General features: G+C 68.0%; 23 protein-coding genes and 1 pseudogene. 20 read left to right on the top strand and 4 right to left on the bottom strand.

Annotated features, from left to right (window positions below; translation table 11 throughout):
• The 5 genes and pseudogenes from ACQKDV_RS10125 to ACQKDV_RS10105 all read left to right on the top strand — a co-directional run.
• A pseudogene (locus ACQKDV_RS10125) lies at positions 1-118 on the top strand (peroxiredoxin); the annotation flags it as partial.
• A 215-nt stretch (positions 119-333) separates the two neighbouring features.
• Positions 334-1,926: an alkyl hydroperoxide reductase subunit F gene (gene ahpF, locus ACQKDV_RS10120; protein WP_427783625.1), complete on the top strand. Its 1,593-nt coding sequence runs from the start codon at positions 334-336 to the stop codon at positions 1,924-1,926.
• A gap of 73 nt (positions 1,927-1,999) precedes the next feature.
• Complete coding sequence (locus tag ACQKDV_RS10115; protein ID WP_427783624.1) at positions 2,000-2,965, top strand: LysR substrate-binding domain-containing protein; 966 nt, start codon at positions 2,000-2,002, stop codon at positions 2,963-2,965.
• A gap of 123 nt (positions 2,966-3,088) precedes the next feature.
• Positions 3,089-3,493 carry a nucleoside diphosphate kinase regulator gene (gene rnk, locus ACQKDV_RS10110; RefSeq protein ID WP_427783623.1) on the top strand — a complete coding sequence of 135 codons (405 nt, stop codon included), beginning with the start codon at positions 3,089-3,091 and terminating at the stop codon, positions 3,491-3,493.
• Between the two features lie 50 nt (positions 3,494-3,543).
• Positions 3,544-4,500, top strand: a complete 957-nt coding sequence (locus ACQKDV_RS10105; protein ID WP_427783622.1) for a transaldolase — start codon at positions 3,544-3,546, stop codon at positions 4,498-4,500.
• Between the two features lie 496 nt (positions 4,501-4,996).
• Here ACQKDV_RS10105 and msrA read toward each other — a convergent pair whose 3' ends face one another.
• Positions 4,997-5,662 (bottom strand): peptide-methionine (S)-S-oxide reductase MsrA, encoded by a 666-nt coding sequence (gene msrA, locus ACQKDV_RS10100; RefSeq protein WP_427783626.1) that lies wholly within the window; start codon positions 5,660-5,662, stop codon positions 4,997-4,999.
• Positions 5,663-5,692: 30 nt separating this feature from the next.
• Positions 5,693-5,956: a DUF2007 domain-containing protein gene (locus ACQKDV_RS10095; protein ID WP_427783621.1), complete on the bottom strand. Its 264-nt coding sequence runs from the start codon at positions 5,954-5,956 to the stop codon at positions 5,693-5,695.
• Positions 5,957-6,152: 196 nt separating this feature from the next.
• Between ACQKDV_RS10095 and ACQKDV_RS10090 the strand changes: the two genes are divergently transcribed.
• The 6 genes from ACQKDV_RS10090 to ACQKDV_RS10065 all read left to right on the top strand — a co-directional run bounded on the left by ACQKDV_RS10090 (position 6,153) and on the right by ACQKDV_RS10065 (position 11,520).
• Positions 6,153-7,901, top strand: a complete 1,749-nt coding sequence (locus ACQKDV_RS10090) for a glutamine--tRNA ligase/YqeY domain fusion protein (protein WP_427783620.1) — start codon at positions 6,153-6,155, stop codon at positions 7,899-7,901.
• A 43-nt stretch (positions 7,902-7,944) separates the two neighbouring features.
• Positions 7,945-8,595 (top strand): hypothetical protein, encoded by a 651-nt coding sequence (locus tag ACQKDV_RS10085; protein ID WP_427783619.1) that lies wholly within the window; start codon positions 7,945-7,947, stop codon positions 8,593-8,595.
• A 51-nt stretch (positions 8,596-8,646) separates the two neighbouring features.
• Entirely contained in the window at positions 8,647-9,375 is a 729-nt protein-coding gene (locus ACQKDV_RS10080; RefSeq protein WP_427783618.1) for a DUF6348 family protein, read from the top strand.
• A 92-nt stretch (positions 9,376-9,467) separates the two neighbouring features.
• Complete coding sequence (locus ACQKDV_RS10075) at positions 9,468-10,028, top strand: nucleoside deaminase (protein ID WP_427783617.1); 561 nt, start codon at positions 9,468-9,470, stop codon at positions 10,026-10,028.
• Positions 10,012-11,079 carry a 23S rRNA (cytidine(2498)-2'-O)-methyltransferase RlmM gene (gene rlmM, locus ACQKDV_RS10070; RefSeq protein WP_427783616.1) on the top strand — a complete coding sequence of 356 codons (1,068 nt, stop codon included), beginning with the start codon at positions 10,012-10,014 and terminating at the stop codon, positions 11,077-11,079. Before ACQKDV_RS10075 ends, rlmM begins: the two co-directional genes overlap by 17 nt.
• 48 nt (positions 11,080-11,127) lie before the next feature.
• Positions 11,128-11,520, top strand: a complete 393-nt coding sequence (locus ACQKDV_RS10065; RefSeq protein ID WP_427783615.1) for an EF-hand domain-containing protein — start codon at positions 11,128-11,130, stop codon at positions 11,518-11,520.
• Between the two features lie 70 nt (positions 11,521-11,590).
• Here ACQKDV_RS10065 and ACQKDV_RS10060 read toward each other — a convergent pair whose 3' ends face one another.
• Positions 11,591-12,772: a UbiH/UbiF family hydroxylase gene (locus ACQKDV_RS10060; protein WP_427783614.1), complete on the bottom strand. Its 1,182-nt coding sequence runs from the start codon at positions 12,770-12,772 to the stop codon at positions 11,591-11,593.
• Entirely contained in the window at positions 12,769-13,977 is a 1,209-nt protein-coding gene (gene ubiH, locus ACQKDV_RS10055; protein ID WP_427783613.1) for a 2-octaprenyl-6-methoxyphenyl hydroxylase, read from the bottom strand. Before ubiH ends, ACQKDV_RS10060 begins: the two co-directional genes overlap by 4 nt.
• Positions 13,978-14,066: 89 nt before the next feature.
• On the opposite strand from ubiH, the gene ACQKDV_RS10050 reads away from it, so the two are divergent.
• The 9 genes from ACQKDV_RS10050 (at position 14,067) to ACQKDV_RS10010 (ending at position 23,288) form a co-directional block, all read left to right on the top strand.
• Positions 14,067-14,651: a hypothetical protein gene (locus ACQKDV_RS10050; protein WP_427783612.1), complete on the top strand. Its 585-nt coding sequence runs from the start codon at positions 14,067-14,069 to the stop codon at positions 14,649-14,651.
• Between the two features lie 8 nt (positions 14,652-14,659).
• Positions 14,660-15,214: a cob(I)yrinic acid a,c-diamide adenosyltransferase gene (locus tag ACQKDV_RS10045; protein WP_427783611.1), complete on the top strand. Its 555-nt coding sequence runs from the start codon at positions 14,660-14,662 to the stop codon at positions 15,212-15,214.
• A 6-nt stretch (positions 15,215-15,220) separates the two neighbouring features.
• Positions 15,221-16,159 carry a histone deacetylase family protein gene (locus tag ACQKDV_RS10040; protein WP_427783610.1) on the top strand — a complete coding sequence of 313 codons (939 nt, stop codon included), beginning with the start codon at positions 15,221-15,223 and terminating at the stop codon, positions 16,157-16,159.
• Positions 16,160-16,248: 89 nt separating this feature from the next.
• Positions 16,249-18,750: an LPS-assembly protein LptD gene (gene lptD / locus ACQKDV_RS10035; RefSeq protein ID WP_427783609.1), complete on the top strand. Its 2,502-nt coding sequence runs from the start codon at positions 16,249-16,251 to the stop codon at positions 18,748-18,750.
• Positions 18,747-20,090 (top strand): peptidylprolyl isomerase, encoded by a 1,344-nt coding sequence (locus ACQKDV_RS10030; RefSeq protein WP_427783608.1) that lies wholly within the window; start codon positions 18,747-18,749, stop codon positions 20,088-20,090. The genes lptD and ACQKDV_RS10030 overlap by 4 nt, the downstream gene beginning before the upstream one ends.
• 3 nt (positions 20,091-20,093) lie before the next feature.
• On the top strand, positions 20,094-21,074 hold the full coding sequence (gene pdxA, locus ACQKDV_RS10025; RefSeq protein WP_427783607.1) for a 4-hydroxythreonine-4-phosphate dehydrogenase PdxA: 981 nt from the start codon (positions 20,094-20,096) through the stop codon (positions 21,072-21,074).
• Positions 21,071-21,874, top strand: a complete 804-nt coding sequence (gene rsmA, locus ACQKDV_RS10020) for a 16S rRNA (adenine(1518)-N(6)/adenine(1519)-N(6))-dimethyltransferase RsmA (protein WP_427783606.1) — start codon at positions 21,071-21,073, stop codon at positions 21,872-21,874. The genes pdxA and rsmA overlap by 4 nt, the downstream gene beginning before the upstream one ends.
• Positions 21,875-21,887: 13 nt before the next feature.
• Positions 21,888-22,271: a Co2+/Mg2+ efflux protein ApaG gene (apaG, locus tag ACQKDV_RS10015; RefSeq protein ID WP_079220685.1), complete on the top strand. Its 384-nt coding sequence runs from the start codon at positions 21,888-21,890 to the stop codon at positions 22,269-22,271.
• A 15-nt stretch (positions 22,272-22,286) separates the two neighbouring features.
• A complete protein-coding gene (locus tag ACQKDV_RS10010) occupies positions 22,287-23,288 on the top strand; it encodes a symmetrical bis(5'-nucleosyl)-tetraphosphatase (RefSeq protein ID WP_427783605.1) in 1,002 nt (333 codons plus the stop codon).
• Positions 23,289-23,463: the final 175 nt, after the last annotated feature.

The raw sequence follows: 23,463 nt of genomic DNA, 5'->3' as shown, positions 1-23,463 counted from the left end.
GCGGAAGCTGAAGGCTGCCCAGTTCACCGCCGCCAACCCGAACCAGGTCTGCCCGGCCAAGTGGAAGGAAGGCGAGAAGACCCTGACCCCGTCGCTGGACCTGGTCGGCAAGATCTAAAGCACTACCAGCCTGCCGCGGCCCCACGCCGCGGTGTGCCCCTCATCCCCGTGCCGGCCCCACGCCGGCGTGGGGGTGAACCCAAGACGGCCGCGCCCGCATCGCCCCTTCCACAGGTCCGCGCTGCCCTCTTGGGTTCACCCCTCCCCCTCGCTGGTCCGCTACTTTTCCCAGCGGTGCCACGCCCCGTGTTTGCCTGAAGCCAGGAGAAGACAATGTTGGACGCCAACCTGCAGTCGCAGCTGAAGACCTATCTGGAGCGCGTGACCCGCCCGATCCAGATCACCGCGCACGCCGATGACGGTGCCAAGTCGCAGGAAATGCTGGACCTGCTGCAGACCCTGGAAAGCCTGTCGGACAACATCTCGCTGCAGGTGCTGCGCGATGGCCAGGGCCGCGTGCCGTCCTTCGACCTGGGCACCCCGGGCCAGGACATCCACCTGACGTTCGCCGGCCTGCCGATGGGCCACGAGTTCACCTCGCTGGTGCTGGCACTGCTGCAGGTGGGCGGCCACCCGTCCAAGGCCACCGCCGAGCTGATCGAGCAGGTGCAGAACCTGGAAGGCGAGTACCGCTTCGAAACCTATTTCTCGCTGTCCTGCCAGAACTGCCCGGACGTGGTGCAGGCGCTGAACCTGGCCGCCGTGCTCAACCCGCACATCCAGCACGTGGCCATCGACGGCGCGCTGTTCCAGGCGGAAGTGGAGAAGCGCGAGATCATGTCCGTGCCCACCGTGTACCTCAACGGTGAAGTCTTCGACCAGGGCCGCATGACCCTCGAACAGATCGTGGCCAAGCTGGACACCAACGCCGGCAAGCGCGATGCCGAGAAGATCGCCGCCAAGGACGCCTTCGACGTGCTGGTGGTCGGTGGTGGCCCTGCGGGCGCTGCAGCGGCCATCTACGCCGCGCGCAAGGGCATCCGCACCGGCATCGCCGCCGAACGGTTTGGCGGCCAGGTGCTGGACACCATGGCGATCGAGAACTTCATTTCGGTGAAGGAGACCGAAGGCCCGAAGCTGGCCACCGCGCTGGAACAGCATGTGCGCGAATACGAGGTGGACATCATGGACCTGCAGCGCGCCACCGCGCTGGTGCCGGCCGGCGAAGACGGCCTGGTGCAGGTGCAGCTGGAAAACGGCGCGGTGCTGAAGTCGCGCTCGGTCATCCTGTCCACCGGCGCGCGCTGGCGGCAGATGAACGTGCCCGGCGAAGACCAGTACCGCAACAGAGGCGTGGCCTACTGCCCGCATTGCGATGGCCCGCTGTTCAAGGGCAAGCGCGTGGCGGTGATCGGCGGCGGCAACTCCGGTGTGGAAGCGGCCATCGACCTTGCCGGCATCGTGTCGCATGTCACCCTGCTGGAGTTCGATTCCAGCCTGCGCGCCGATGAAGTCCTGCAGAAGAAGCTGCGCAGCCTGGGCAACGTGACCGTGCTGACCAGCGCGCAGACCACCGAAGTGCTCGGCGATGGCAGCCGCGTCACCGGCCTGGTCTACAAGGACCGCGTTGGTGGCGATGCCCACCGGGTCGAACTGGAAGGCATCTTCGTGCAGATCGGCCTGCTGCCCAACACCGAATGGCTGAAGGACACCGTGGCGCTGTCGCCGCGTGGCGAGATCGTCATCGATGACCGCGGGCAGACCAACCTGCCGGGCGTGTTCGCCGCGGGCGATTGCACCACGGTACCCTACAAGCAGATCATCATCGCCATGGGCGCCGGTTCCACTGCGGCACTGAGCGCCTTCGACCACCTGATCCGTTCGCCCGTCAGCAAGGGCAGCGGCGCGGTGGCCGAGGCGGCCTGATCATTCGTTCCCAGGGTATCGGGGGCACCATTGCCTGCTGGGTAAGCCGGTCCGTTACCCTTGGGGTCTTACGATGAACCTTCGCGATCTGAAATACCTGGTAGCCCTGGCCGATCACAAGCACTTCGGCCGGGCCGCCGCCTCCTGCTTCGTCAGCCAGCCCACGCTGTCCACGCAGATCCGCAAGCTGGAAGAGGAACTGGGCGTACCGCTGGTGGAACGCGCACCGCGCAAGGTGATGCTTACCCCGGCCGGGCAGGAAGCGGCGATGCGTGCGCGGGTGATCGTGTCCGAGGTGGAGCAGCTGAAAGAAGCAGCGCGACGCAGCCGTGACCCGGAAGCCGGCACAGTGCGGCTGGGGATCTTCCCGACGCTGGGCCCCTACCTGTTGCCGCATGTCATTCCGCGCATCCGCGACCGCTTCCCCGAACTGGAACTGCTGCTGGTCGAGGAAAAGAGCGATGTCCTGCTGGAACGCCTGCGCGAAGGCAAGCTGGACGCCGCCCTGCTGGCGCTGCCGGTCATCGACGACCAGCTGCACACCGAATTCCTGTTCGAGGAGCCCTTCCTGCTGGCCGTGTCCGGCCGCCACCCGCTGGCCCGGCGCGAACATCTGGATGTGCAGGAGCTGGCCACCCAGAAGCTGCTGCTGCTGGAAGACGGCCACTGCCTGCGTGACCAGGCGTTGGAAGTGTGCCGCCTGTTCGGTGCCAACGAGAAATCCGAATTCCGCGCCACCAGCCTGGAAACGCTGCGGCAGATGGTCGCCGCCGACGTCGGCATCACCCTGCTGCCCAGCCTGTCGGTGCAGCCGCCGGTGCCGCGCTCGAACAACATCCGCCTGCTCGATTTCACCGGCGAAGGTCGCCCCAGCCGGCGCATTGCCATGGTCTGGCGGCGCAGCTCGGCCATGCATGGCTTCCTGCTGGAGCTGGCCGACCAGTTCAAGCGTTTGCCGCAGGCGCTGTTCACCCTTGATGCCAAGGGCGTGCCGGCTGGCGAAGCAGCGGCCCTGTCCGGGCCGCTGCTGAACGGCTGAGCCGGTGGCGCCGACCCGCCGCCAGGGCGGGAGTCGATTCCGGCCGCATTTGTCCCCACAATACAGTCAGGCGGCGCCAGGTGGTGCCGCCTTTTGCATGGCTTTCAATCAAGGAGCACCACCATGAACACCGCCAGCGGCCTGCCGCCGTCCATCACTGTGTCGACCTTCGACATGGACCGCCTCGAGGCCATGCTTGATTCGCCCGCGCTGAGCCAGACGCCTGCCGCGCTCGCGCTTGCCGAAGAACTCAACCGGGCCACCGTGCTGGCGCCGGACCAGATTCCCGAAGGCATCGTCATGATGCATTCGCGCGTGGAGTGCGAAGATGAAGTGTCGGGCGAGACGCACGTCCTGACCCTGGTCTTCCCCCGCGAAGCCAATGTCGATGAAGGCAAGGTTTCCGTGCTGGCCCCGGTCGGCAGTGCCCTGCTTGGCCTGGCCATCGGCCAGAGCATCGACTGGAACGCGCCCGGCGCCCGCAAGCTGCGCCTGCGCGTGACTGCGGTCCACAACGACCGCCCCTGACACCCGCTGCGCACTGCGCGCGATTCGATTTCCCTGCACCAGGAGCCGTAATGAGTACCCCGTCCAAACTGTCCCAGCTGCGCGAACTGTCAGTGGTTGTCGCCGACACCGGTGACTACGACGCGATCAAGCGCCTGCAGCCGGTGGATTGCACCACCAACCCGACCCTGGTGAAGAAGGCATTGGATCTGCCGGTCTATGCCGAGCTTATCGAACGCGAACTGGCCTGGGGCCGACAGCAGGGCGGCGACCGCGAAGCCGTGGTGCACGCCGTGGCGGACCGCCTGACCATCGGCGTCGGCGCGCTGCTGAGCACCCTGGTCCCGGGCCGCGTGTCCACCGAAGTGGATGCCGACCAGGCCTACGACACGGCCGCAACCGTGGCCAAGGCCCGCCAGTTCATCCAGATGTACGCTGATGCCGGCGTGCCGCGCGAGAAGATCCTCATCAAGATCGCCGCGACCTGGGAAGGCGTGGAAGCCGCGCGCATCCTGCAGGCCGAAGGCATCGACTGCAACCTGACCCTGATCTTCAACCCGACCCAGGCCCTGGCCTGCAGCGAAGCCGGCGCGTTCCTGATCTCGCCGTTCGTGGGCCGCATCCTGGACTGGTACGTGGCCAACGGCCAGACCCCGGCCAACATCGACGAAGACCCGGGCGTGAAGTTCGTGCGCGGCGTGTATGCCGAATTCAAGCGCCGCGGTTCGCCGACAGTGGTGATGGGCGCCTCGTTCCGTTCGACTGCGCAGATCGAAGCGCTGGCTGGCTGCGACCGCCTGACGATTTCCCCGGACCTGCTGGAGAAGCTGGACGCCGACCATGGCGAGCTGCCGCGCATGCTGGTGGCCGGTGCGGCCGACGGCGTGGCGGTGACCCCGATCGACGCGGCGAAGTTCGCATCGGATCTGGCGGCCGACCCGATGGCAACCGAGAAGCTGGCCACGGGCATCGATGCGTTTGCCAAGGATCTGCAGGCGCTGCGCGAACGCATCCGTTCGGAACTGTGATTCCGGCCAACGGCTGAGCCCCTCGTGGCGGCCTGTTCGGTAGAGTCGACCGTTGGTCGACTGACTACCGGAGCAACAGCCGCGCTGGGTCGGGCGGGTTGGGTTCGCGGGAGACGCCGTGAATCCATCCCTGGAGGCTTGGCCGCCGCATCCATGCGGCGGACACTCCCGCGAACCCAACCCGCCCGCCCTCTGACAGTTTCCGGTGGCCGCCCGCCACGGAAGAAAGAAGGAAAAGCAACCGCGGGTCGCGCGCTTCGCTTGCTCGCAGCCGAGCATGGCTCGGCTCTACAGGAAGCAGAAGCAGAAAAGAAGAAGGACGCCGCGAAAGCCGCGTCCTTCTTCTTTTCCATCAGATGGACGGATTTACGGCGTGTCCTGCCAACCCACACCGCCCCCAACCAGCAGAAAACCAGAGCCGCTTTGTAGTTCAGCCGACTAACAGTCGGCTCTACCAGGCTTTGGCGTCTGCCCGCCGCAGGCGGACCACCGCGCGTCAGCGCGGCGCCTCCACATCCAGCCCGATCGGGCAGCTCACGCCGGTGCCGCCGATGCCGCAATAGCCGTTCGGGTTCTTCGCCAGATACTGCTGGTGGTAATCCTCGGCGTAGTAGTACGACGGTGCCGGGTACACGATCTCGGTGGTGATCGGCCCGTAACCGGCCGCATCCAGCTGCGCCTGGTAGGCCTCGCGGCTGGCCAGCGCGGCCCGGTACTGGGCCTGGTCGGTGGCATGGATCGCCGAGCGGTACTGGGTGCCCGTGTCGTTGCCCTGGCGCATGCCCTGAGTCGGGTCGTGGCTTTCCCAGAACAGCTGCAGCAGCCGCTCCAGGCCCACCACCGCCGGGTCGAACACCACCTGCACCACTTCGGTGTGGCCGGTCAGGCCGGAGCAGACCTCTTCGTAGGTAGGGTTCGGGGTGACACCGCCGGCATACCCTACCGAGGTGCTGTACACGCCCGGCTCGGTCCAGAACTTGCGCTCGGCGCCCCAGAAGCAGCCCAGCGCGAAGCGGATCTGCTGCAGGCCGGCAAAGCGGTCCTTCAGCGGATGGCTGTTCACGAAGTGCTGGTTGCTGTGCAGTGGCAGCGGCTGGTCGCGCCCCGGCAGCGCCTCTTCCGGGCGCGGCAGGCGCTGCTTGAAGGCGCCGATGCCGAGGATGCCCTGGCTGATTCCCAACATGATGCGCTCCTACGCCGGCTGTCCGGCCCAATCGTCTGCATCGGAAATGGGGTCGGACGGGCCCTGGCCCAAGTCCAGCGCCGCCACGATGTCCTCCGCCTGCGGCCGCGCCGCGTCGGGGATGCCGACCCGCAGCACGCCGAACAACGGCAGCTCGCCCATGCCGCCCAGCAGCGACTCGCCGAACACGAAGGCCGGGATGCCGGCGTCTTCCAGCGCGTGCTTGACCAGGTGGGCGTCGAACAGATTGTCGGCCTTGTACACGATGTGCATGCGGCGGCTCCCCGGGACAGGGGTCCAGCATACGCCCGGGGGATGAATGCCGGCGGTGGGTTCGCCGGCCAGCGGCCGGCGCTACCAGAGGGCGGGGTAGTGCCGGCCGCTGGCCGGCAACCGCAGACGGCACCGGGCAGCCCTGCCCCTGACGCGCTAAACTGTTGGTCTTTCTGCCTTTCTCTTTCGCCGACTCATGTCCGAGCACACCCCCGCCAGCCCCGAGACCCCCGCCGACAGCCACGAGAAGCGCGATTTCATCCGCCAGATCGTGCGCGAGGACCTGGCCAGCGGTAAGCACCAGGCGATCAAGACCCGCTTTCCGCCCGAGCCGAACGGCTACCTGCACATCGGTCATGCCAAGTCGATCTGCCTGAACTTCGGCCTGGCCGGTGAGTTCAGCGGCGTCTGCAACCTGCGTTTCGACGACACCAACCCGGCCAAGGAAGACCCCGAGTACGTGGCCGCCATCCAGGACGACGTGCGCTGGCTGGGCTTCAGTTGGAACGAGCTGCGCCACGCCTCGGACTACTTCCAGGCCTATTACCTGGCCGCCGAGAAGCTGATCGAACAGGGCAAGGCCTACGTCTGCGACCTGTCGGCCGAGGAAGTGCGCGCCTACCGCGGCACCCTCACCGAGCCGGGCCGCCCGTCGCCGTGGCGCGACCGCAGCGTCGAGGAAAACCTGGACCTGTTCCGTCGCATGCGTGCCGGTGAATTCCCCGATGGTGCGCGCACCCTGCGCGCCAAGATCGACATGGCCAGCGGCAACATCAACCTGCGCGATCCGGCCCTTTACCGCATCAAGCACGTCGAGCACCAGAACACCGGCAACGCGTGGCCGATCTACCCGATGTACGACTTCGCACATGCACTGGGCGATTCCATCGAGGGCATCACCCACTCGCTGTGCACGCTGGAATTCGAAGACCACCGCCCGCTGTATGACTGGTGCGTGGACAACGTCGATTTCGCCCATGACGATGCCCTGACCCAGCCGCTGGTCGATGCCGGCCTGCCGCGCGAAGCGGCCAAGCCGCGCCAGATCGAATTCTCGCGCCTGAACATCAACTACACGGTGATGAGCAAGCGCAAGCTGATGGCGCTGGTCACCGAGCAGCTGGTGGACGGCTGGGAAGACCCGCGCATGCCGACCCTGCAGGGCCTGCGCCGCCGTGGCTACACCCCGGCGGCGATGCGCCTGTTCGCCGAGCGCGTGGGCATCAGCAAGCAGAACTCGCTGATCGATTTCAGCGTACTGGAAGGCGCGCTGCGCGAAGACCTGGACAGCACTGCCGCGCGCCGCATGGCGGTGGTCGATCCGGTCAAGCTGGTGCTGACCAACCTGCCGGAAGGCCACGAAGAACAGCTGACCTTCAGCAACCACCCCAAGGACGAGAGCTTCGGCAGCCGTCAGGTGCCGTTCGCGCGCGAGGTCTGGATCGACCGCGAGGACTTCGCCGAAGTGCCGCCCAAGGGCTGGAAGCGCCTGGTGCCGGGCGGTGAAGTGCGCCTGCGTGGTGCCGGCATCATCCGCTGCGATGAAGTGGTCAAGGATGCCGCCGGCACCATCACCGAGCTGCGCGGCTGGCTGGATCCGGAATCGCGCCCGGGCATGGAAGGCGCCAACCGCAAGGTCAAGGGCACCATCCACTGGGTCAGCGCCGTGCACGGCGTGCCGGCCGAGATCCGCCTGTACGACCGTCTGTTCTCGGTGCCCAACCCGGACGACGAATCGGAAGGCAAGACCTACCGCGACTACCTCAACCCGGAATCGCGCCGCACCGTCACCGGCTATGTCGAGCCGGCTGCGGCCAACGCCGCCCCGGAACAGTCGTTCCAGTTCGAGCGCACCGGCTACTTCGTCGCCGACCGCCGCGACCACACCGAAGCCACGCCGGTGTTCAACCGCAGCGTGACCCTGCGCGACACCTGGTCGGCCTGAGGACCTGCGCGGGCGCCAGGACGGCGCCCGCACGACCCTGACCATGACAACCGCTCTTTCGGCCCTGCTCTGGTTCCTGTCCCAGCACGCGCTGCTGGCATTTCCGGTACTGATGGCGCTGGCCGGGGCGGTGGCGTGGTGGCGGCGCAACCCGCTGTATGCCATCGCCATGTTCCCGCTGGCAGTGCTGAACATCTTTCTCGGCCAGTTCGCCAACGCCGCGTGGTTGAACTGGATCGGCGAGCGTGGCGAGGCGGTCATCGTCAAGGCCGAGGAAACCAGCTCGACCCTCAACGACCGCTACATCTGGCGCTACGAAGCGGTGGTGCACACTGCCGATGGCCGCGATGTGGAGGTGGTCTTCCATACCGACACGGCATCACTGTGGCCGCTGGAAAACGCGATCCGAATTCCGGCCCAGGACCAGCCGTTCGTGGTGAAGTACGCGCCCGGTTTTCCGCGCAGCATCGTCATCCTCACCAACGAATCGCCACATGGCATCGCCCAGGCCCGCGCACGTGCGCGCGAACGGGTGGAGGTAGCCGCACGCAAGCTGCACTTCAGCCCGGGCAATGCCGGTTTCCGTGCGGACTATCGTCGCGAGCTGGACACCTGGCTGCGCGACCACGGCGATGATCCGCAGCAGCAGGCCGACGCCCAGCGCTATCGTGCCGAGCGCGACGCACTCCGCTGACGCCAGCCATCACCTGGCTGTCCACCCACCTCTACAGGCAGGCCCTTGAACATGACTGCACCCGCCAATGCCCTCCTTCCGTTGCTGCAGCAGGTACTGCTGGGCCGTGACATCGCCTGCGGCATCGAGGGCGACGCCCTGGTGCTGGACAGCGGCCTGCGCCTGAGCCCGCACCCGGTCGGCGCCGAGCGGCGCGACGACAACGGCGGCTGGCAGACGTCCACGGTGATCGAGGCGCGCCACCCCGAGCTGTTCGCCGATGGCCTGTTCGAGTACCAGCACGCCGCCGGTGAAAGCCAGAAGGAGGCCACGTTGTCCGGCTTCGAGAACTGGGTACGCGTGGATCTGGCCACGCTGCAGGCGGCCATCGGTGCCGACAACGCCCCCGAACTGCAGATGCTGACCCTGCGCTACGGCGCCGAGGAAACCGGAACCCCGCTGGCACGCGCGGTGGTGCTGGGCCCGCTGGCGCATTACCGCAGCGAACCGGCCGACGAGGCCGCCGCCTGCAGCGAAGGCGACCATGGGTCCTGCCCGTGCTGCCTGTTCACCCAGAGCCTGGAAGCCTTCAACGAACTGCTGAAAACCCGCCAGTTCCTTGGCATCCGCCTGTTTGCCTCGCGCGATGCCGACGGCCAATGCGAGGCCGACTGCCGCGTCAACGGCCACGACTTCCCGGCCGCCCTGCCCCTGCTGCGCGCCTACGCCGCGCGCTGGCCGCAGGCCGGGCTGGAATTCCGCAAACAGTACGTCGTCGTCCGCAACGACATCGACGACTGAGCGGACACCCCCGGTGCACCCCGGTGCCGCTACACTGCGCGCCGGTTTCCGAACCGCCTGCCCTTCTCCCTGGCCACACGAGGCACCCCGCGATGCTGTACGCGCAAGTCCACCTGACCCTTCCTGCCTGGATCCACGACCAGATCGACCTGGATCGTCGCTATCCGGGCGACGAGGCCAAGGTCGCGCTGGCCATCGAACTGTCGCGGCTGAACGTCGAGCACGCCAGTGGCGGCCCCTTCGGTGCGGTGGTGTTCGGGCCGGAAGACAAGGTGATCGCCGCGGGCGTGAACCGGGTGATGCCGCACGCGACCTCGCTGGCGCATGCCGAGAACATGGCGTACATGCTGGCCCAGCAGCGCCTGCAGACCCCGCGCCTGAACGCGGTGCTGTCGCCGGTCACCCTGGCCACCAGCTCGCAGCCATGCTGCCAGTGCTACGGCGCCACCGTGTGGGCCGGCATCGACCGCCTGCTGATCGGTGCCAGTGCTGCCGACGTGGAGGAACTGACGCCCTTCGACGAAGGCCCGCTGCCTGCCGACTGGGTCGGTGAGCTCAACAAGCGTGGCATCGAGGTGGTGCAGGGCCTGAACCGCGATGACGCCCGCAGCGTGCTGCGTGCCTACGGAGAGCGTGATGGCGCCCGTTACTGAGGCCGGCGTCGGCCTGCTGTGTCTGTGCCGCCAGGGCTTCGAGCCCGAACTGGCCGGCGAACTGCAGTTCCGCGCCGGTGAAGCCGGTTTCGCCGGCTACGCGCGCACCCAGCGCAATGATGGCTACGTGCTGTTCATGTGCGACGAAGCCGCCGCGCTCGCGCCCCGCCTGCGCTGGCGCGAGCTGATCTTCGCGCGGCAGAAGCTGCTGGTACTGGCCGAACTGCCGCAGCTGGATCCAGCCGACCGCATCACCCCGATGCTGGAGGTGCTGGCCGATGCACCGCGCTTCGGTGATCTGTGGGTGGAGCATCCCGATTCGGATGCCGGCAAGCCGCTGTCCGGGCTGGCGCGCGCGTTCGGCAATGCGTTGCGCCCGGCGCTGCGCAAGGCCGGCAAGCTGTCCGACAAGCCCAACGCCCGCCTGCCGCGCCTGCATGTGGTGTTCGTCGACGGCACGCATGCCTTCGTCTGCGTGGCCGACCCGGCCGACAGCGCGCCGTGGGCCTTGGGCATTCCGCGCCTGAAGCTGCTGCCCGAGGCGCCCTCGCGTTCGGCATTGAAGCTGGACGAAGCGCTGCTGACCCTGCTGACCCCGGAAGAGCGCGAGGCGCTGGCCAGGCCCGGCATGCGCGCGGCCGACCTCGGCGCCGCACCCGGTGGCTGGACCTGGGTGCTGACCCGCCAGCACATGCACGTGCTGAGCATCGACAATGGCCCGCTGCGCCAGCACGTGCTGGACACCGGTCTGGTCGACCACCTGCGTGCCGATGGTTTCCATTGGCACCCGGAGCAGCCGCTGGACTGGATGGTCTGCGACATGGTCGAGCAACCGCGGCGCGTGGCCGAACGCATGGCCACCTGGTTCCGCGAAGGCTGGTGCAGGCACGCGATCTTCAACCTGAAGCTGCCGATGAAAAAGCGCTGGGATGAGACACGCCTGTGCCTGGACCTGTTCCAGGAGCAGGCCGGCAAGCCGCTGGTGGTGCGTGCCAAGCAGCTTTACCACGACCGTGAAGAAATCACCGTACTGGCCTCGCCACTGCGTTGAGGGTGACGTCCGCCGGGCATGGCCCGGCGCTACCGGGAACACGACTGCATGCACTATCGACTGATTCCACTCCTGATGGCTCTGCTGCCGGCGGCTGCGTCGGCGCAGATGGCGCTGCCCCAACCGGCGCAGAGCGCGCCGCTGCACGATGACGGTGGCGTGGTGCGCCAACAGTCGCTGGCCAGCGGCCGGGTCACCGGCAGCGTCGACATCGCCGTGCCGCTGGGTGAAACCCCAGTCACCGTGCGCTCGGTCAGCCCGGCCAGCGTCGTCGGCCAGTACCGCATCCACTTCGCCGTGCTGGATGCGGACGGCGATGGCTTCATCAGCCACGAAGAAGCGCAGGCCAACCCCGCACTGGCCGATGAATTCACTTCGCTGGACGTGAAGCACCGCGGCAGGTTGGACCGCACCGACTTGGCCGGCTGGTTGGTCGATTGAAAAAGGGGACGGAGGGGATTAAGTCGTTTGTGGCACAAACGACTTAATCCCCTCCGTCCCCTTTTTTGCATTACACGCCGGCGGCGCGTTTCCAGAAGGCCTGCACCAGCGGCGGCCACTTGCCGACGCAGCCCAGCGCGCGGCCCCGGGCCAGGGTCAGGTGCATCTCGTCGTTGGAGAACAGGCGGTTGATCGCATCGAAGCTGTAGGCGGCGATCTGGTTGTCGCTGCGCCGTTCGCGCGCCCAGCGCTGCAGTCGCTGCGGCGACAGGCGCGGTTGCCCGCGGCGTTCAGCCGACGGCGCCAGCCACTGCTGCAGGGCAGCGACGTCGCGCAGGCCCAGGTTCACGCCCTGCCCGGCCAACGGGTGCACGACATGCGCGGCATCCCCCAGCGCCAGCACGCGGCCGGCCACGTAATGACGGGCCAGCTGGCGGCGCAGCGGGAAGGCGGCGCGCGGCGAGGCCAGGCGCAGTTCACCCAGGCGCGCGGCGAAGGCCCGGGTCAGTTCGCGGTTGAACGCATCGTCATCCAGCGCCAGCACGCGCGCGGCTTCGTCTTCGGGCAGGGTCCAGACAATCGAACTGCGCCGCTCGGCCACCGGCAACAGGGCCAGCGGCCCGCCCGGCAGGAAGCGCTGCCACGCAGTGGCCTGGTTGGGCAGCTCGCTGTCCACATAGGCCACCACGCCCCGCTGGTGGTAGTCGTGGCGCTCGACCTCGATCCCGGCCAGCTGTCGCAGGGTCGATTCGGCACCGTCGGCGGCCACCGCCAGCGCCGCGTCCAGGCGACGACCATCGTCCAGGCGCAGGCGCACGCCGTCCTCGTCCTGCTCCAGCGCTTCCACCCGTGCCGGGCAATGCAGCTGCACGCCCGCCGCCGGCAGCGCCGCCCACAGGCGGTCCTGCAGCAGCCCGTTCTCGACGATGCAGCCCAGTTCACGGCGGCCAAAGCGATCGGTGTCGAACACCAGGTCCTCGCCGCCGGCCGCATCCCATACCTGCATGCGCCGGTACGGCCAGGCCCGGGCCTGGGCAATGGCCGGCCACACGCCCAGGCGCTGCAGCAGCTGCACGTTGTCCGCGGCGAAGGCAAACACGCGAAGGTCAGGCTGTGCCGCCTGCCACGGCGCTGGCTCGCGTCCTTCGACCAGCGCAACCGCCAGGCCGGCATCGGCCAGGGCCAGCGCACAGGTGGCACCGACCACGCCGCCGCCAACGACGGCCACGTCCAGACGCATGCGGCGGCTCATGCGGCCTCTCCCCGGCACAGGCGCGGCACATCACCGCGGAAGCCCATCGCCCCACCGACCAGCATCGACTGCACCGAGGAACGCTGTGCGGCCACCAGACCCAGGCTGCGCAGCGGCCTCAGCAGCGGCGCCGGATTGCTGGTCAGCCGCGCCAGGCCACCGGAGAACGCCACCGTCTGCCGGCGGTCCTCTTCACGCCGGCCCACATACGCCTGCAGGAGGGCATCACTGCCGGGATCGCCGGCGGCGTCTTCCAGCAGTTCGGCCAGGGTCAGCGCATCGCGCAGGCCCAGATTGAAGCCCTGCGCACCCAGCGGATGGATGGTCTGCGCCGCATTGCCCAGCAGCACCGTACGCTGCCCGGCCAGCGCGCGCGCCAGCACCTGGATGAGCGGGTAGGCGCTGCGCGCACCGGAGTCGAGCAGGCGGCCGGCACGCCAGCCCAGAGCGCTCTGCAGGCGCTGCAGCCAGGCCGCATCGTCCAGCGCCATCACCGCCTCGGCCTGGTCACGGGCCACGCCGTGCACGCAGCCGAAGTGACGATCGCCACGCGGCAGCAGCGCCGTCGGACCGGTGTCGGTGAAACGCTCCCAGGCACTGCCGTCGGGTGCACGCTGGCTGCGCACGCGTGCGACGAACAGGGTCTGCTGGAAATCATGACGATCGACGTCGATACCCAGCGCCTGGCGCACGCCACTGGCGGTACCGTCGGCACCGACCACCAGGCGTGCCTGCAGCACGCGCTCGCCGGCCTCGTCAGCCACGCGCACCTGTCGATGGCCGTCGATCACTTCACCCAGGCCGAGAAAACGCATCGGCCGGTAACGGTGCAGGCGCGGCAGTTCCTGCAGGCGGGCTTCCAGCGCCTGGCCGAAATCGCGTGCCACCACCACCTGGCCGAACCAGGGCCGGTCATAGTCGGCGGCATCGAGCTGGACCCGGCCGAAATCACCGGCCCGGCTGACATGGATGCGCCGGATCGGACCGGGCGCCATCGCCAGCTTCTGCATCACCCCCAGCGCGGTCAGTGCGTTGACGGTGGCGGCGGCGAAACTGAGGTTGCGCTGGTCGAACACGGCCGGCAGTTCACCGGCCGGGCTGGCCTCAAGCAGGCCCACCTCCAGACCCAGCCGGTCCAGGGCGATGGCCAGGCTGGCTCCCACCAGGCCGCCACCGACGATCAGCACGTCATGTCGTTCACTCATGAGCCAATGATACGCGCTCGCCAGTGGACCCTGCGCCGATCCGCGCGGCGGGCTAGAATGAAAGCTGAATCCGCTCCGGGCCCGCTGCCATGTCCGACACCGCCAACCGCGCCTTCGTCCTGTCCGTGCTTGTGCTGTTGCTGGCGGCGACCCGGGTCAACCACTTCGCGACCATCCCCGATGCGTCCTGGGCGGTGTTCTTCATCGGTGGTTTCTACTTGGCGCGCTGGACGCGCTGGGCGTTCCCCCTGCTGATGGTGTTCGCCGTGCTGGTGGACTGGATCGTCATCCGCAGCAGCGGGCTGGACTTCTGGCAGCACTACTGTGTTTCGCCAGGCTATTGGCTGCTGCTGCCGGCGTATTTCGCGCTGTGGGCCGGCGGCCTGCTGCTGGGCCGCAACTACCGCGGCGCGCACTGGTCCACCCTGGGCAAGGGTGCCCTGCTGCTGGTGGCATCGGTGGCCTTGTGCCACCTGCTGGCACAGGGTGGCTTCTACTGGACCACCCGCAACGTGGCCGAGCCGACGGTGGCCGGTTGGGCGCAGAACTACGCACAGTGGTTCGGTCCCTACCTGCGCACCACGGCTATTTACGTGGCGCTGGCCGCTGCCCTGCAACTGGCCGTGGAGCAGCTGCTGAAGCTGCAGCAGACGCGCCGCGACATCCATCACTGAGGCGTCGCATGGGGCACCGCCTTTCCCGCATCTACACCCGCACCGGCGATGATGGCAGCACCGGCCTGGGCGATGGCAGCCGGGTCGGCAAGGACGACCTGCGCGTGGCCTCGTACGGCACGGTGGATGAAGCCAACGCCGCCCTCGGCCTGCTGCTGGCCACGCCACTGCCGGAGGACGTACGCGCGCTGGTGGTCCACCTGCAGCACCAGCTGTTCGACCTGGGCGCCGAACTCTGCGTGCCCGGCCACGCCGCCATCCATGCCGCCGATGTCTCGGCGCTGGAACAGCAGCTGGACCACTACAATGCGGACCTGCCGATGCTGAAGGACTTCATCCTGCCGGCCGGCGGCGAAGCCGCCGCGCGCTGCCACCTCGCACGTACCATCGTGCGCCGTGCCGAACGCGGAACCGTCGCCCTGGCGCGGGTGGAAAGCGTGCGCAGCGAAGCGTTGCAGTATCTCAACCGGCTGTCGGACCTGCTGTTCGTGCTGTCGCGGGTGCTGGCCCGTGCTGATGGCCACGGCGAGGCGCTGTGGCAGCCGCAGCACCGGCAGCGCTGACCGCCGATGCTGGTCTATACGCACCCCGCCTGCCTGCTGCACGACCCCGGCCCGGGTCATCCCGAATGCCCGCAGCGGCTGCAGGTGGTGCTCGATGCCCTGCACCAGGCCTTCCCCGGCCAGCTGGAGTGGCGGCAGGCCCCGCCGGCCAAGTTCGGTGAACTGACCCGGGTGCATGACAGCGCCCTGCTCGACTTCGTGCTGCAGCCGCAGACCGCGCCCCTGCGCCAGCTGGACATGGACACCTGGACCTCGCCCGGTTCGGCCAGTGCCGCCGTGCACGCGGCCGGCGCCGGCGTGGCGGCCGTCGATGCGGTGATGCTCGGCGATGACCCGCTGGCCTTCTGCGCGGTGCGCCCGCCCGGCCACCACGCCACCAGCAGCACGGCGATGGGGTTCTGCCTGCTCAACAACATCGCCGTGGCCGCCGCCTATGCCCGCGACCGCCACGGCCTGGAGCGCATCGCTGTGGTGGATTTCGACGTCCACCATGGCAACGGCACCCAGGACATCTTCCAGCACGACGCCCGGGTGTCGTACTACAGCACCCACCAGGCCGGGCTGTTCCCCAATTCGGGGCTGCGCCGCGACCGTGGCGCCGGCAACCTGATGAACATCCTGCTGCCGCCGGGCAGTGGCGGTTTCCGCTTCCGCAACGTATGGGCCGACGAGATGCTGCCGGCCATCGACGACTTCCGTCCGCAGCTGCTGCTGATCTCGGCCGGCTTCGACGCCCACCTGCGTGACCCGCAGGCCGACCTGATGCTGGAAACCGACGATTTCGCCTGGATCACCCGCGAACTGCATGCGCTGGCACGCCGCCATGCCGCTGGCCGGGTGGTGTCCATGCTGGAAGGCGGTTACGACCTGCAGGCCCTGTCCGAATGCACCGTGGCCCATGTGCAGGCCTTGCTGGAAGGCACGTCCGGGCCGCGGGCTGGATGAACCCGAACCGGCAGCAGGCGGCAACCTTCATTGCCCCTATGCAGCGGATGGGGCAATCTACCGTCCGTTTTCGCCCGAATCCGAACCGCGTGCGCCGAGCCCTCCGCCTGCTTCCCCTGCCCCTGAGCATCGCCGTCTGCCTTCCCGCGATGGCCGATGACAAGCCGCTCAACTGGGGCCTGTGCCCGGCAACCGAGGTGATTCCCGCCTTCACCGATGCGCCCACCCCGGTGCCCGGCCAGGACAAGGCCGCCGCCAGCGCCGAGCGCGAGCAGCAGCCCACCGACATCGAAGGCGACCAGCTGCTGGGCACCACCACCGTGCCGCAGTACCAGGGCAACGTGGCGCTGCGCCGTGGCGACCAGTTCGTCGGCACCGACAAGCTCAGCTTCGATACCGACAGCGGCAACTACATTGCCGACGGCAACGTCCGTTACCAGGACAGCTCGATCCGCATGGTGGCCAAGCGGGCCGAGGGCAACCAGGAAAGCGATACCCACAAGATCACCGACATCCGCTACCAGCTGGTGTCGCGCCGTGGCAACGGCGATGCCGAATCGGTCGACCTGCAGGGCGCCGTCGGCCAGATGCACCGTTCGACCTACACCACCTGCGATCCCTCGCAGCCGGTGTGGAAGCTGTCGGCGCCGGAAATCGAAGTGGACAACGATGAAGGCTTCGGCACCGCCCGCAATGCCGTGCTGCGCATCGGCAAGGTGCCGGTGCTGTGGGCGCCGTACTTCAAGTTCCCGATCGACGACCGCCGCAAGACCGGCCTGCTGTTCCCGCAGCTGGGCATGTCCGGCCGCAATGGCTTCGACTACACCCAGCCGATCTACCTGAACCTGGCGCCGAACTACGACGACACCCTCATGCCGCGCTACATGAGCCAGCGCGGGCTGATGCTCGACAACGAGTTCCGCTATCTCTACAACGGTGGTCGCGGCGAGCTGTTGACCGGCTACATTCCCAACGACAAGCTGCGCGACATGGACCGCGGCCGGGTGATGTTCAACGGTTACCACAACGTGGACAGCCACTGGCAGGCCCGCGCGAACCTGGCCTGGGTCAGCGACGAGCGCTACATCGAAGACTTCGCCAACCGCCTGGTCGGCGTCACCGCGTCCAACCTGCAGAGCACCATCGGCCTGTACGGCACCGGCCAGGACTGGACGGCCGGCATCATGGCCGACCGCTGGCAGCTGACCGACTACACGCTGGACGAGCGCGCCCTGGCCTACAACCGCCAGCCGCGGCTGTACTTCAACTGGGACAAGTCGCTGCTGCCGTGGGTGGAAACCTCGCTGTACGCCGAGGCGGTGCGCTTCACCCACGATGACGTGAACTTCAAATACGATGCCAGCGCCGGCGAAGATCTGCAGTACACCCGCACCGGCTCGCGACAGACCGATGGGATCGGGGTCAGCGGCGGTTCGCGCCTGGACATCAAGCCGTCGATCTCGTTCCCGATCAGCGGCGCCGCCTGGTATGTCACCCCAACCCTGGCTTACCGCTATACGGCGTACCAGCTGGACCGGGGACTGGTGGACGGTGTCAACGGTATCCGTGGCCAGATCCTGCGCTCGCAGGGCATCGACCCTGCCACCGCGACCCCGGAGCAGCTGCGCGGCAACACCTCGCCCACCCGCAGCCTGCCGATCGCCAGCCTGGATGCCGGCCTGTTCTTCGACCGCGACACCAGGATCGGCGGCAAGTCGTTCCTGCAGACCCTGGAACCGCGCCTGTTCTACCTGCGCACGCCGTACCGCAACCAGGACGACCTGCCGATCTTCGATACCCGCGACTTCACCTTCAGCTGGGGCCAGCTGTTCCGCGATTCGCGCTATACCGGCGCCGACCGCCAGAACGATGCCAACCAGCTGACCCTGGCGCTCAGCACCCGCTTCATCGACCAGACCACGGGCAAGGAACGCTTCTCGGCGTCCATCGGCCAGATCCAGTACTTCGACGAATCGCGGGTGACCGTGACCCCCGGCGGCGCGCCGGTGGAGGAAGGCAAGTCGGCCTGGATCGCCGATTCGAACTACATGATCAATGACCGCTGGACGCTGGGCGCCACCTACCAGTGGGACCCCAAGTACAAGCGTGAGGATCTGGCCAGCGTCCGTGCCCGCTACCTGATGTCCAACGACGGCGTGGTCAACCTGAGCTACCGCTACCGCATCAACGCCGGTGCGGCGGCCAACGCCACCAAGGACCAGCGCACGCTGCTGGAACAGGCCGACCTGTCGTTCCTGTACCCGCTGAACGAGCGCTGGAGCCTGGTGGGCCGTTACTACTACTCCATCCAGGACAAGAAGCCGCTGGAAATCATCGGCGGCGTGCAGTGGGACAGCTGCTGCCTGGCAGTACGCGCCGTGGCCCGCCGCTACGTGCGCAACCGCGAAGGTGAACTGAACAACTCCATCCAGCTCGAGTTCGTGCTCAAGGGCCTGAGCTCGCTGGGCCAGGACACGGACCGCACCTTGCGCCGTGCTATCCTCGGGTACAACCGCGACGACCTCTACCTCGTGCCGCCCAGCAACACCGGGGCGACCCGGGACGACTACGATCCAAACCAGATCCCATGACCAAGAGCTTCCCCGTCCTACTCGCTTCGCTGCTGGCGGTGTCCAGCGTGTCCGCCCCCCTGCAGGTCATCGCCCAGGAGGCCCAGCCGCTGGACCGCATCGCAGCCATCGTCGATGAGGACGTGGTCCTGCAGAGCGAACTGGATCGCGCGATCAGCAACATCAAGGCCCAGTACGCCGGCCGCGAGAACCAGCTGCCACCGGATGACGTGCTCAGCCGCCAGGTGCTCGAACGCCTGGTGCTGGTCAAGCTGCAGGTCGCCCGCGCCCAGGGCAGCGGCATCCGCATCAGCGACCAGGAACTGAACCAGGCGATGAACTCCATCGCCCAGCAGAACGGTTCCAACCTGGATGCCCTGCGCCAGCGCCTGGCCCACGACGGCATTGATTTCAATGATTTCCGCGCCTCGGTGCGTGACGAGATCACCGTGCAGCGCCTGCGCCAGAGCTTTGCCCAGAGCCGCATCAGCGTCAGCGAGGGCGAGGTGGACGCCGCCCTGAAGCAGCAGGCGACCGCCGGCAACCAGTACCACCTGGCGCACATCCTGGTGGCGCTGCCCGACGGTGCCACCGCCGACCAGATCGCCACCGGCCAGAAGAAGGCCGACGGCGTGAAGGCCCTGCTGGACAAGGGCGAGCTGGACTTCAACGCTGCCGCCGTACGCTATTCGGACAGCCCCAATGCGCTGGAAGGCGGCGACCTGGGCTGGCGTTCGCTGGACGAGATCCCGGCCGCCTTCGCGCAGATGATGCAGCAGATGAAGGCCGGCGACGTGGTCGGCCCGATCCGCGGCCCCAGCGGCTTCCAGCTGCTGAAGCTGGTGGAAGTGCGTGATGCCGCTGCGGCCGCTGGCACCCACACCGTCACCGAGTTCCACGGCCGCCACATCCTGGTGCGCGTGGACGACAACCAGACCGACGCGGCCGCCAAGGCCAAGATCGATACCCTGCGTGCCCGCATTGCCGGGGGTGCCGACTTCCAGGCCGTGGCCCGGGAATCGTCCGAAGACAACAACAGCAAGGGCCAGGGCGGCGATCTGGGCTGGTTCCCGGCCGATGCCTTCGGCCCGGCGTTCGGCCAGCAGGTCGAGAGCATCGCCGATGGCGGCGTCAGCCAGCCCTTCCGTACCGATGCCGGCTGGCACATCGTGCAGCGCGTGGCCACCCGCCAGACCGACGTGACCAGCGACAACCAGCGTGCCCAGATCCGCGAGACCATCGGCCGCCGCAAGCTGGAAGAGGAATACAACCGCTTCCTGCAGGAACTGCGGGGCGAAGCCTACGTCAGCTTCCGCAGCGGTGACCGCGCGGAGAACACCGCCACCCCGCCGCAGCCCTGACCGATGCGCCCCGAGCTCGCTCTGGTACCGGGCGAGCCGGCGGGGATCGGCCCGGAGCTGTGTGTCCGCCTTGTCCAGCAGCCGCGCGATGATTGCCGGCTGCTGGCCTTCGCCGACCCGGATACCCTGCGCGCCGCCGCGGCCGCGCTGAAGCTGCCCCTGCAGCTGCTGCCCGAAGATGCCGAGGCCCGCCTGCCGGGCGATCTGCGCCTGCGTCCTCTCGCCAACACCGCCCCCAGCCGGTTCGGCCAGACCGACCCCGCCAACGCGGGCGCGGTGATCAGCGCGCTGCTGGCCGCCGGCCAGGCCTGCCTGTCCGGCGAACTGCACGGTGTGGTCACCGGCCCGGTGCACAAGGCGGTCATCAACCAGGGCGGCATCGCCTACAGCGGCACCACCGAACTGCTGGCCGAACAGGCCGGAGTGAAGGTGGTGATGATGCTGGCCAATGACATCGTGCGCGTGGCCCTGGCCACCACCCACCTGCCCTTGCGCGAGGTGGCCGATGCGATCACCGCCCCCAGCCTTGAACACACTCTGCGCACCGTGCACGCCGCACTGCGCCGCGAATTCGGCCTGCCCGCGCCACGCATCGCGGTGCTTGGGCTGAACCCGCATGCGGGCGAAGACGGCCACCTCGGCCGCGAGGAACTGGATCTGGTCATCCCGCTGCTGCAGCGCCTGCGCGCAGAGGGCATGGACCTGGCTGGGCCGCTGCCGGCCGATACCGCTTTCCTGCCGGCCAGGTTGGCCGGCTTTGACACCGTGCTGGCCATGTATCACGACCAGGGCCTGCCGGTGCTGAAGTATTCCGGCTTCGAACAGGCCGTGAACCTGACACTGGGCCTGTCCTACCCGCGCGTGGCGGTCGACCATGGCACCGCGCTGGAGCTGGCTGGGCGCGGCATTGCCGATCCTTCCAGCCTGCAGGCAGCAACGGCGCTGTGTGCGCGGCTGGCCCGGCAACGTACACTGAGCGCATGAATTCCCCGCATTCCTCCTCCGGCCCGGTGTTCACCGCCCCGGCCAAGAAGCAGCTTGGCCAGCATTTCCTGGCCGACCGCCACTACATCGACAAGATCGTGATGGCGGTCAATCCCAAGGACGGTGACCGTCTGGTCGAGATCGGCCCCGGCCAGGGCGCGATCACCCTGCCGCTGCTGCGCGTGCACCCGAAGCTGACGGTGATCGAGTTCGACCGCGACCTGATCGCGCCGCTCACCGCCGCCGCCGAACCGCTGGGCGAGCTGAGCATCGTCCACCGCGACGTGCTGCGCGTTGATTTCACCGAACTGGCCGCCGGCCAGCCGATCCGCCTGGTCGGCAACCTGCCCTACAACATCTCCTCGCCCATCCTGTTCCACGCGCTGGAGCACGCCGCGGTCATCCGCGACATGCACTTCATGCTGCAGAAGGAAGTGGTGGACCGCATGGCTGCCGGCCCGGGCAGCAAGGTCTTTGGCCGCCTGAGCGTGATGCTGCAGGCCTACTGCCAGGTGACGTCGCTGTTCGTGGTGCCGCCGGGCGCGTTCCGGCCGCCGCCGAAGGTCGATTCGGCCGTGGTGCGGCTGGTGCCGCGTGACCCGGCCAGCATCGGCATCAACGACCACAGGCGTTTTGCCGAGGTGGTCAAGGCGGCCTTCGGGCAGCGCCGCAAGACCCTGCGCAATGCGCTCAACAATGTCGTCACGGCCGAGCAGTTCGTTGCCGCCGGCGTGCGCCCCGATGCCCGTGCAGAACAGCTGGATGTGGCTGAATTCATCGCTTTGGCCAATGCCTCCTGATTACACTGCCGGTATGGAAGACGCTGACGTTTACGCCATCACTGTCGAGGTTGCCCCGCGCTTCCTCGACGACCAATCCGCGCCGGAAGACGGCCGCTATGCGTTCGCCTACACGATCCGCATTCACAACCAAGGGCGCGTTGCCGCCCGCCTGGTCGCCCGCCACTGGCGCATCACCGATGCCAACGGCCGGGTCGAGCATGTCGACGGTGACGGGGTGATCGGCGAACAGCCACGCCTGCGCCCGGGTGAAGACTTCCGTTACACCTCCGGTGTCATGCTGGGTACCGACCACGGGACCATGCAGGGCCACTACGACATGGTCGCCGATGACGGCACCGAATTCGCAGCACCGGTCGCACCTTTCGTGCTGGCCGTGCCGCGTACCCTGCACTGACACGGAGGCCGGACGATGAGTGTGTGGGCGATCGGCGACCTGCTGGGCTGCTACGACGTAACCCAGCGACTGCTGGAAAAAATCTGCTTCGACCCGGCGCAGGACACCCTGTGGTTCTGCGGTGATCTGGTGAACCGTGGTGGCCAGTCGCTGGAAACCCTGCGGCTGGTGCATTCGCTGCGCGAGCACAGCGTTGTCGTGCTGGGCAACCATGATCTTTCGCTGCTGGCCGTGGGTGCACGCACCGAAGAGGAACAGCGCAAGGTCAACCCGGACCTGCTGCGCATCGTGCAGGCCGAAGACCGCGACGAGCTGCTGGACTGGCTGCGCCTGCAGAAGCTGGTGCATGTGGACCGCGAGCTGGGCTGGATGATGGTGCATGCCGGCCTGGCGCCGAAGTGGACCACGCAGATGGCCGAGAAGCATGCTGCCGAAGTGGAAGTGCAGCTGCACGGCGCCGGCTACCGCAAGCTGTTCCGCAACATGTACGGCGACAAGCCGAGCTGGGCACCGAACCTGTCCGGCTATGACCGTTCGCGGGCGATCATCAACGTGCTCACCCGCATGCGCTACTGTACCCCACGCGGGCGCATCGGCATCGAGGACAAGGGCACACCGGGCACGCAGGAACAGGGGCTGTACCCCTGGTTTGAAGTACCGGGCCGGGTCGAGCGCGACCTGAAGGTGGTCTGTGGACACTGGTCGGCCCTGGGCCTGACCATCACCCAGGGCGTGCACGCCATCGACACCGGTGCGGTGTGGGGCGGCAAGCTCACCGCCCTGCAGATCGACACCGACGATCTGCGCGTGGTGCAGGTGCCGGGCCGTGATGTGCCGGCCCCGGTAGCCAACGCCCGCCCACCGGCACGCCCGGCGCCGCCGCGTGCACCGGCGGTGCAGACCAGGGAAGGCGGCAACGGCCAGCCTGCCGTCCCGGGTCCCCGAGGTCCGCGTCGTCGACGCCGTCGCGGTGGTGGTGGCGGTGGTGGCGGCAACAGCGCACCGCCGCAGGGCTGAAAGCGCAGGGGTAGAGTCGACTGTCAGTCGACTATCGCGCGCAGCGCGGGATTTTCGCGGGGGCCAAGCCAAGAGCAGTCGACCAACGGTCGACTCTACCCGCCGACTATCGCGCGCAGCGCGGGATTTTCGCGGGGGCCAAGCCAAGAGCAGTCGACCAACGGTCGACTCTACC

It is taken from the genome of Stenotrophomonas sp. NPDC077659 (assembly GCF_050268705.1).
Classification (GTDB): domain Bacteria; phylum Pseudomonadota; class Gammaproteobacteria; order Xanthomonadales; family Xanthomonadaceae; genus Stenotrophomonas.
The sequence above is the reverse complement of the archived record's forward strand: the minus strand, read 5'-3'. Positions and strand labels throughout refer to the sequence as shown.

Bases quoted from the DNA above. Each gene is read 5' to 3' on its own strand.
- ahpF (WP_427783625.1), top strand. From the start codon at position 334: ATGTTGGACGCCAACCTGCAGTCGCAGCTGAAGACCTATCTGGAGCGC.
- ACQKDV_RS10115 (WP_427783624.1), top strand. From the start codon at position 2,000: ATGAACCTTCGCGATCTGAAATACCTGGTAGCCCTGGCCGATCACAAG.
- rnk (WP_427783623.1), top strand. From the start codon at position 3,089: ATGAACACCGCCAGCGGCCTGCCGCCGTCCATCACTGTGTCGACCTTC.
- ACQKDV_RS10105 (WP_427783622.1), top strand. From the start codon at position 3,544: ATGAGTACCCCGTCCAAACTGTCCCAGCTGCGCGAACTGTCAGTGGTT.
- ACQKDV_RS10095 (WP_427783621.1), bottom strand. From the start codon at position 5,956: ATGCACATCGTGTACAAGGCCGACAATCTGTTCGACGCCCACCTGGTC.
- ACQKDV_RS10090 (WP_427783620.1), top strand. From the start codon at position 6,153: ATGTCCGAGCACACCCCCGCCAGCCCCGAGACCCCCGCCGACAGCCAC.
- ACQKDV_RS10085 (WP_427783619.1), top strand. From the start codon at position 7,945: ATGACAACCGCTCTTTCGGCCCTGCTCTGGTTCCTGTCCCAGCACGCG.
- ACQKDV_RS10080 (WP_427783618.1), top strand. From the start codon at position 8,647: ATGACTGCACCCGCCAATGCCCTCCTTCCGTTGCTGCAGCAGGTACTG.
- ACQKDV_RS10075 (WP_427783617.1), top strand. From the start codon at position 9,468: ATGCTGTACGCGCAAGTCCACCTGACCCTTCCTGCCTGGATCCACGAC.
- rlmM (WP_427783616.1), top strand. From the start codon at position 10,012: ATGGCGCCCGTTACTGAGGCCGGCGTCGGCCTGCTGTGTCTGTGCCGC.
- ACQKDV_RS10065 (WP_427783615.1), top strand. From the start codon at position 11,128: ATGCACTATCGACTGATTCCACTCCTGATGGCTCTGCTGCCGGCGGCT.
- ACQKDV_RS10060 (WP_427783614.1), bottom strand. From the start codon at position 12,772: ATGAGCCGCCGCATGCGTCTGGACGTGGCCGTCGTTGGCGGCGGCGTG.
- ubiH (WP_427783613.1), bottom strand. From the start codon at position 13,977: ATGAGTGAACGACATGACGTGCTGATCGTCGGTGGCGGCCTGGTGGGA.
- ACQKDV_RS10050 (WP_427783612.1), top strand. From the start codon at position 14,067: ATGTCCGACACCGCCAACCGCGCCTTCGTCCTGTCCGTGCTTGTGCTG.
- ACQKDV_RS10045 (WP_427783611.1), top strand. From the start codon at position 14,660: ATGGGGCACCGCCTTTCCCGCATCTACACCCGCACCGGCGATGATGGC.
- ACQKDV_RS10040 (WP_427783610.1), top strand. From the start codon at position 15,221: ATGCTGGTCTATACGCACCCCGCCTGCCTGCTGCACGACCCCGGCCCG.
- ACQKDV_RS10030 (WP_427783608.1), top strand. From the start codon at position 18,747: ATGACCAAGAGCTTCCCCGTCCTACTCGCTTCGCTGCTGGCGGTGTCC.
- pdxA (WP_427783607.1), top strand. From the start codon at position 20,094: ATGCGCCCCGAGCTCGCTCTGGTACCGGGCGAGCCGGCGGGGATCGGC.
- rsmA (WP_427783606.1), top strand. From the start codon at position 21,071: ATGAATTCCCCGCATTCCTCCTCCGGCCCGGTGTTCACCGCCCCGGCC.
- apaG (WP_079220685.1), top strand. From the start codon at position 21,888: ATGGAAGACGCTGACGTTTACGCCATCACTGTCGAGGTTGCCCCGCGC.
- ACQKDV_RS10010 (WP_427783605.1), top strand. From the start codon at position 22,287: ATGAGTGTGTGGGCGATCGGCGACCTGCTGGGCTGCTACGACGTAACC.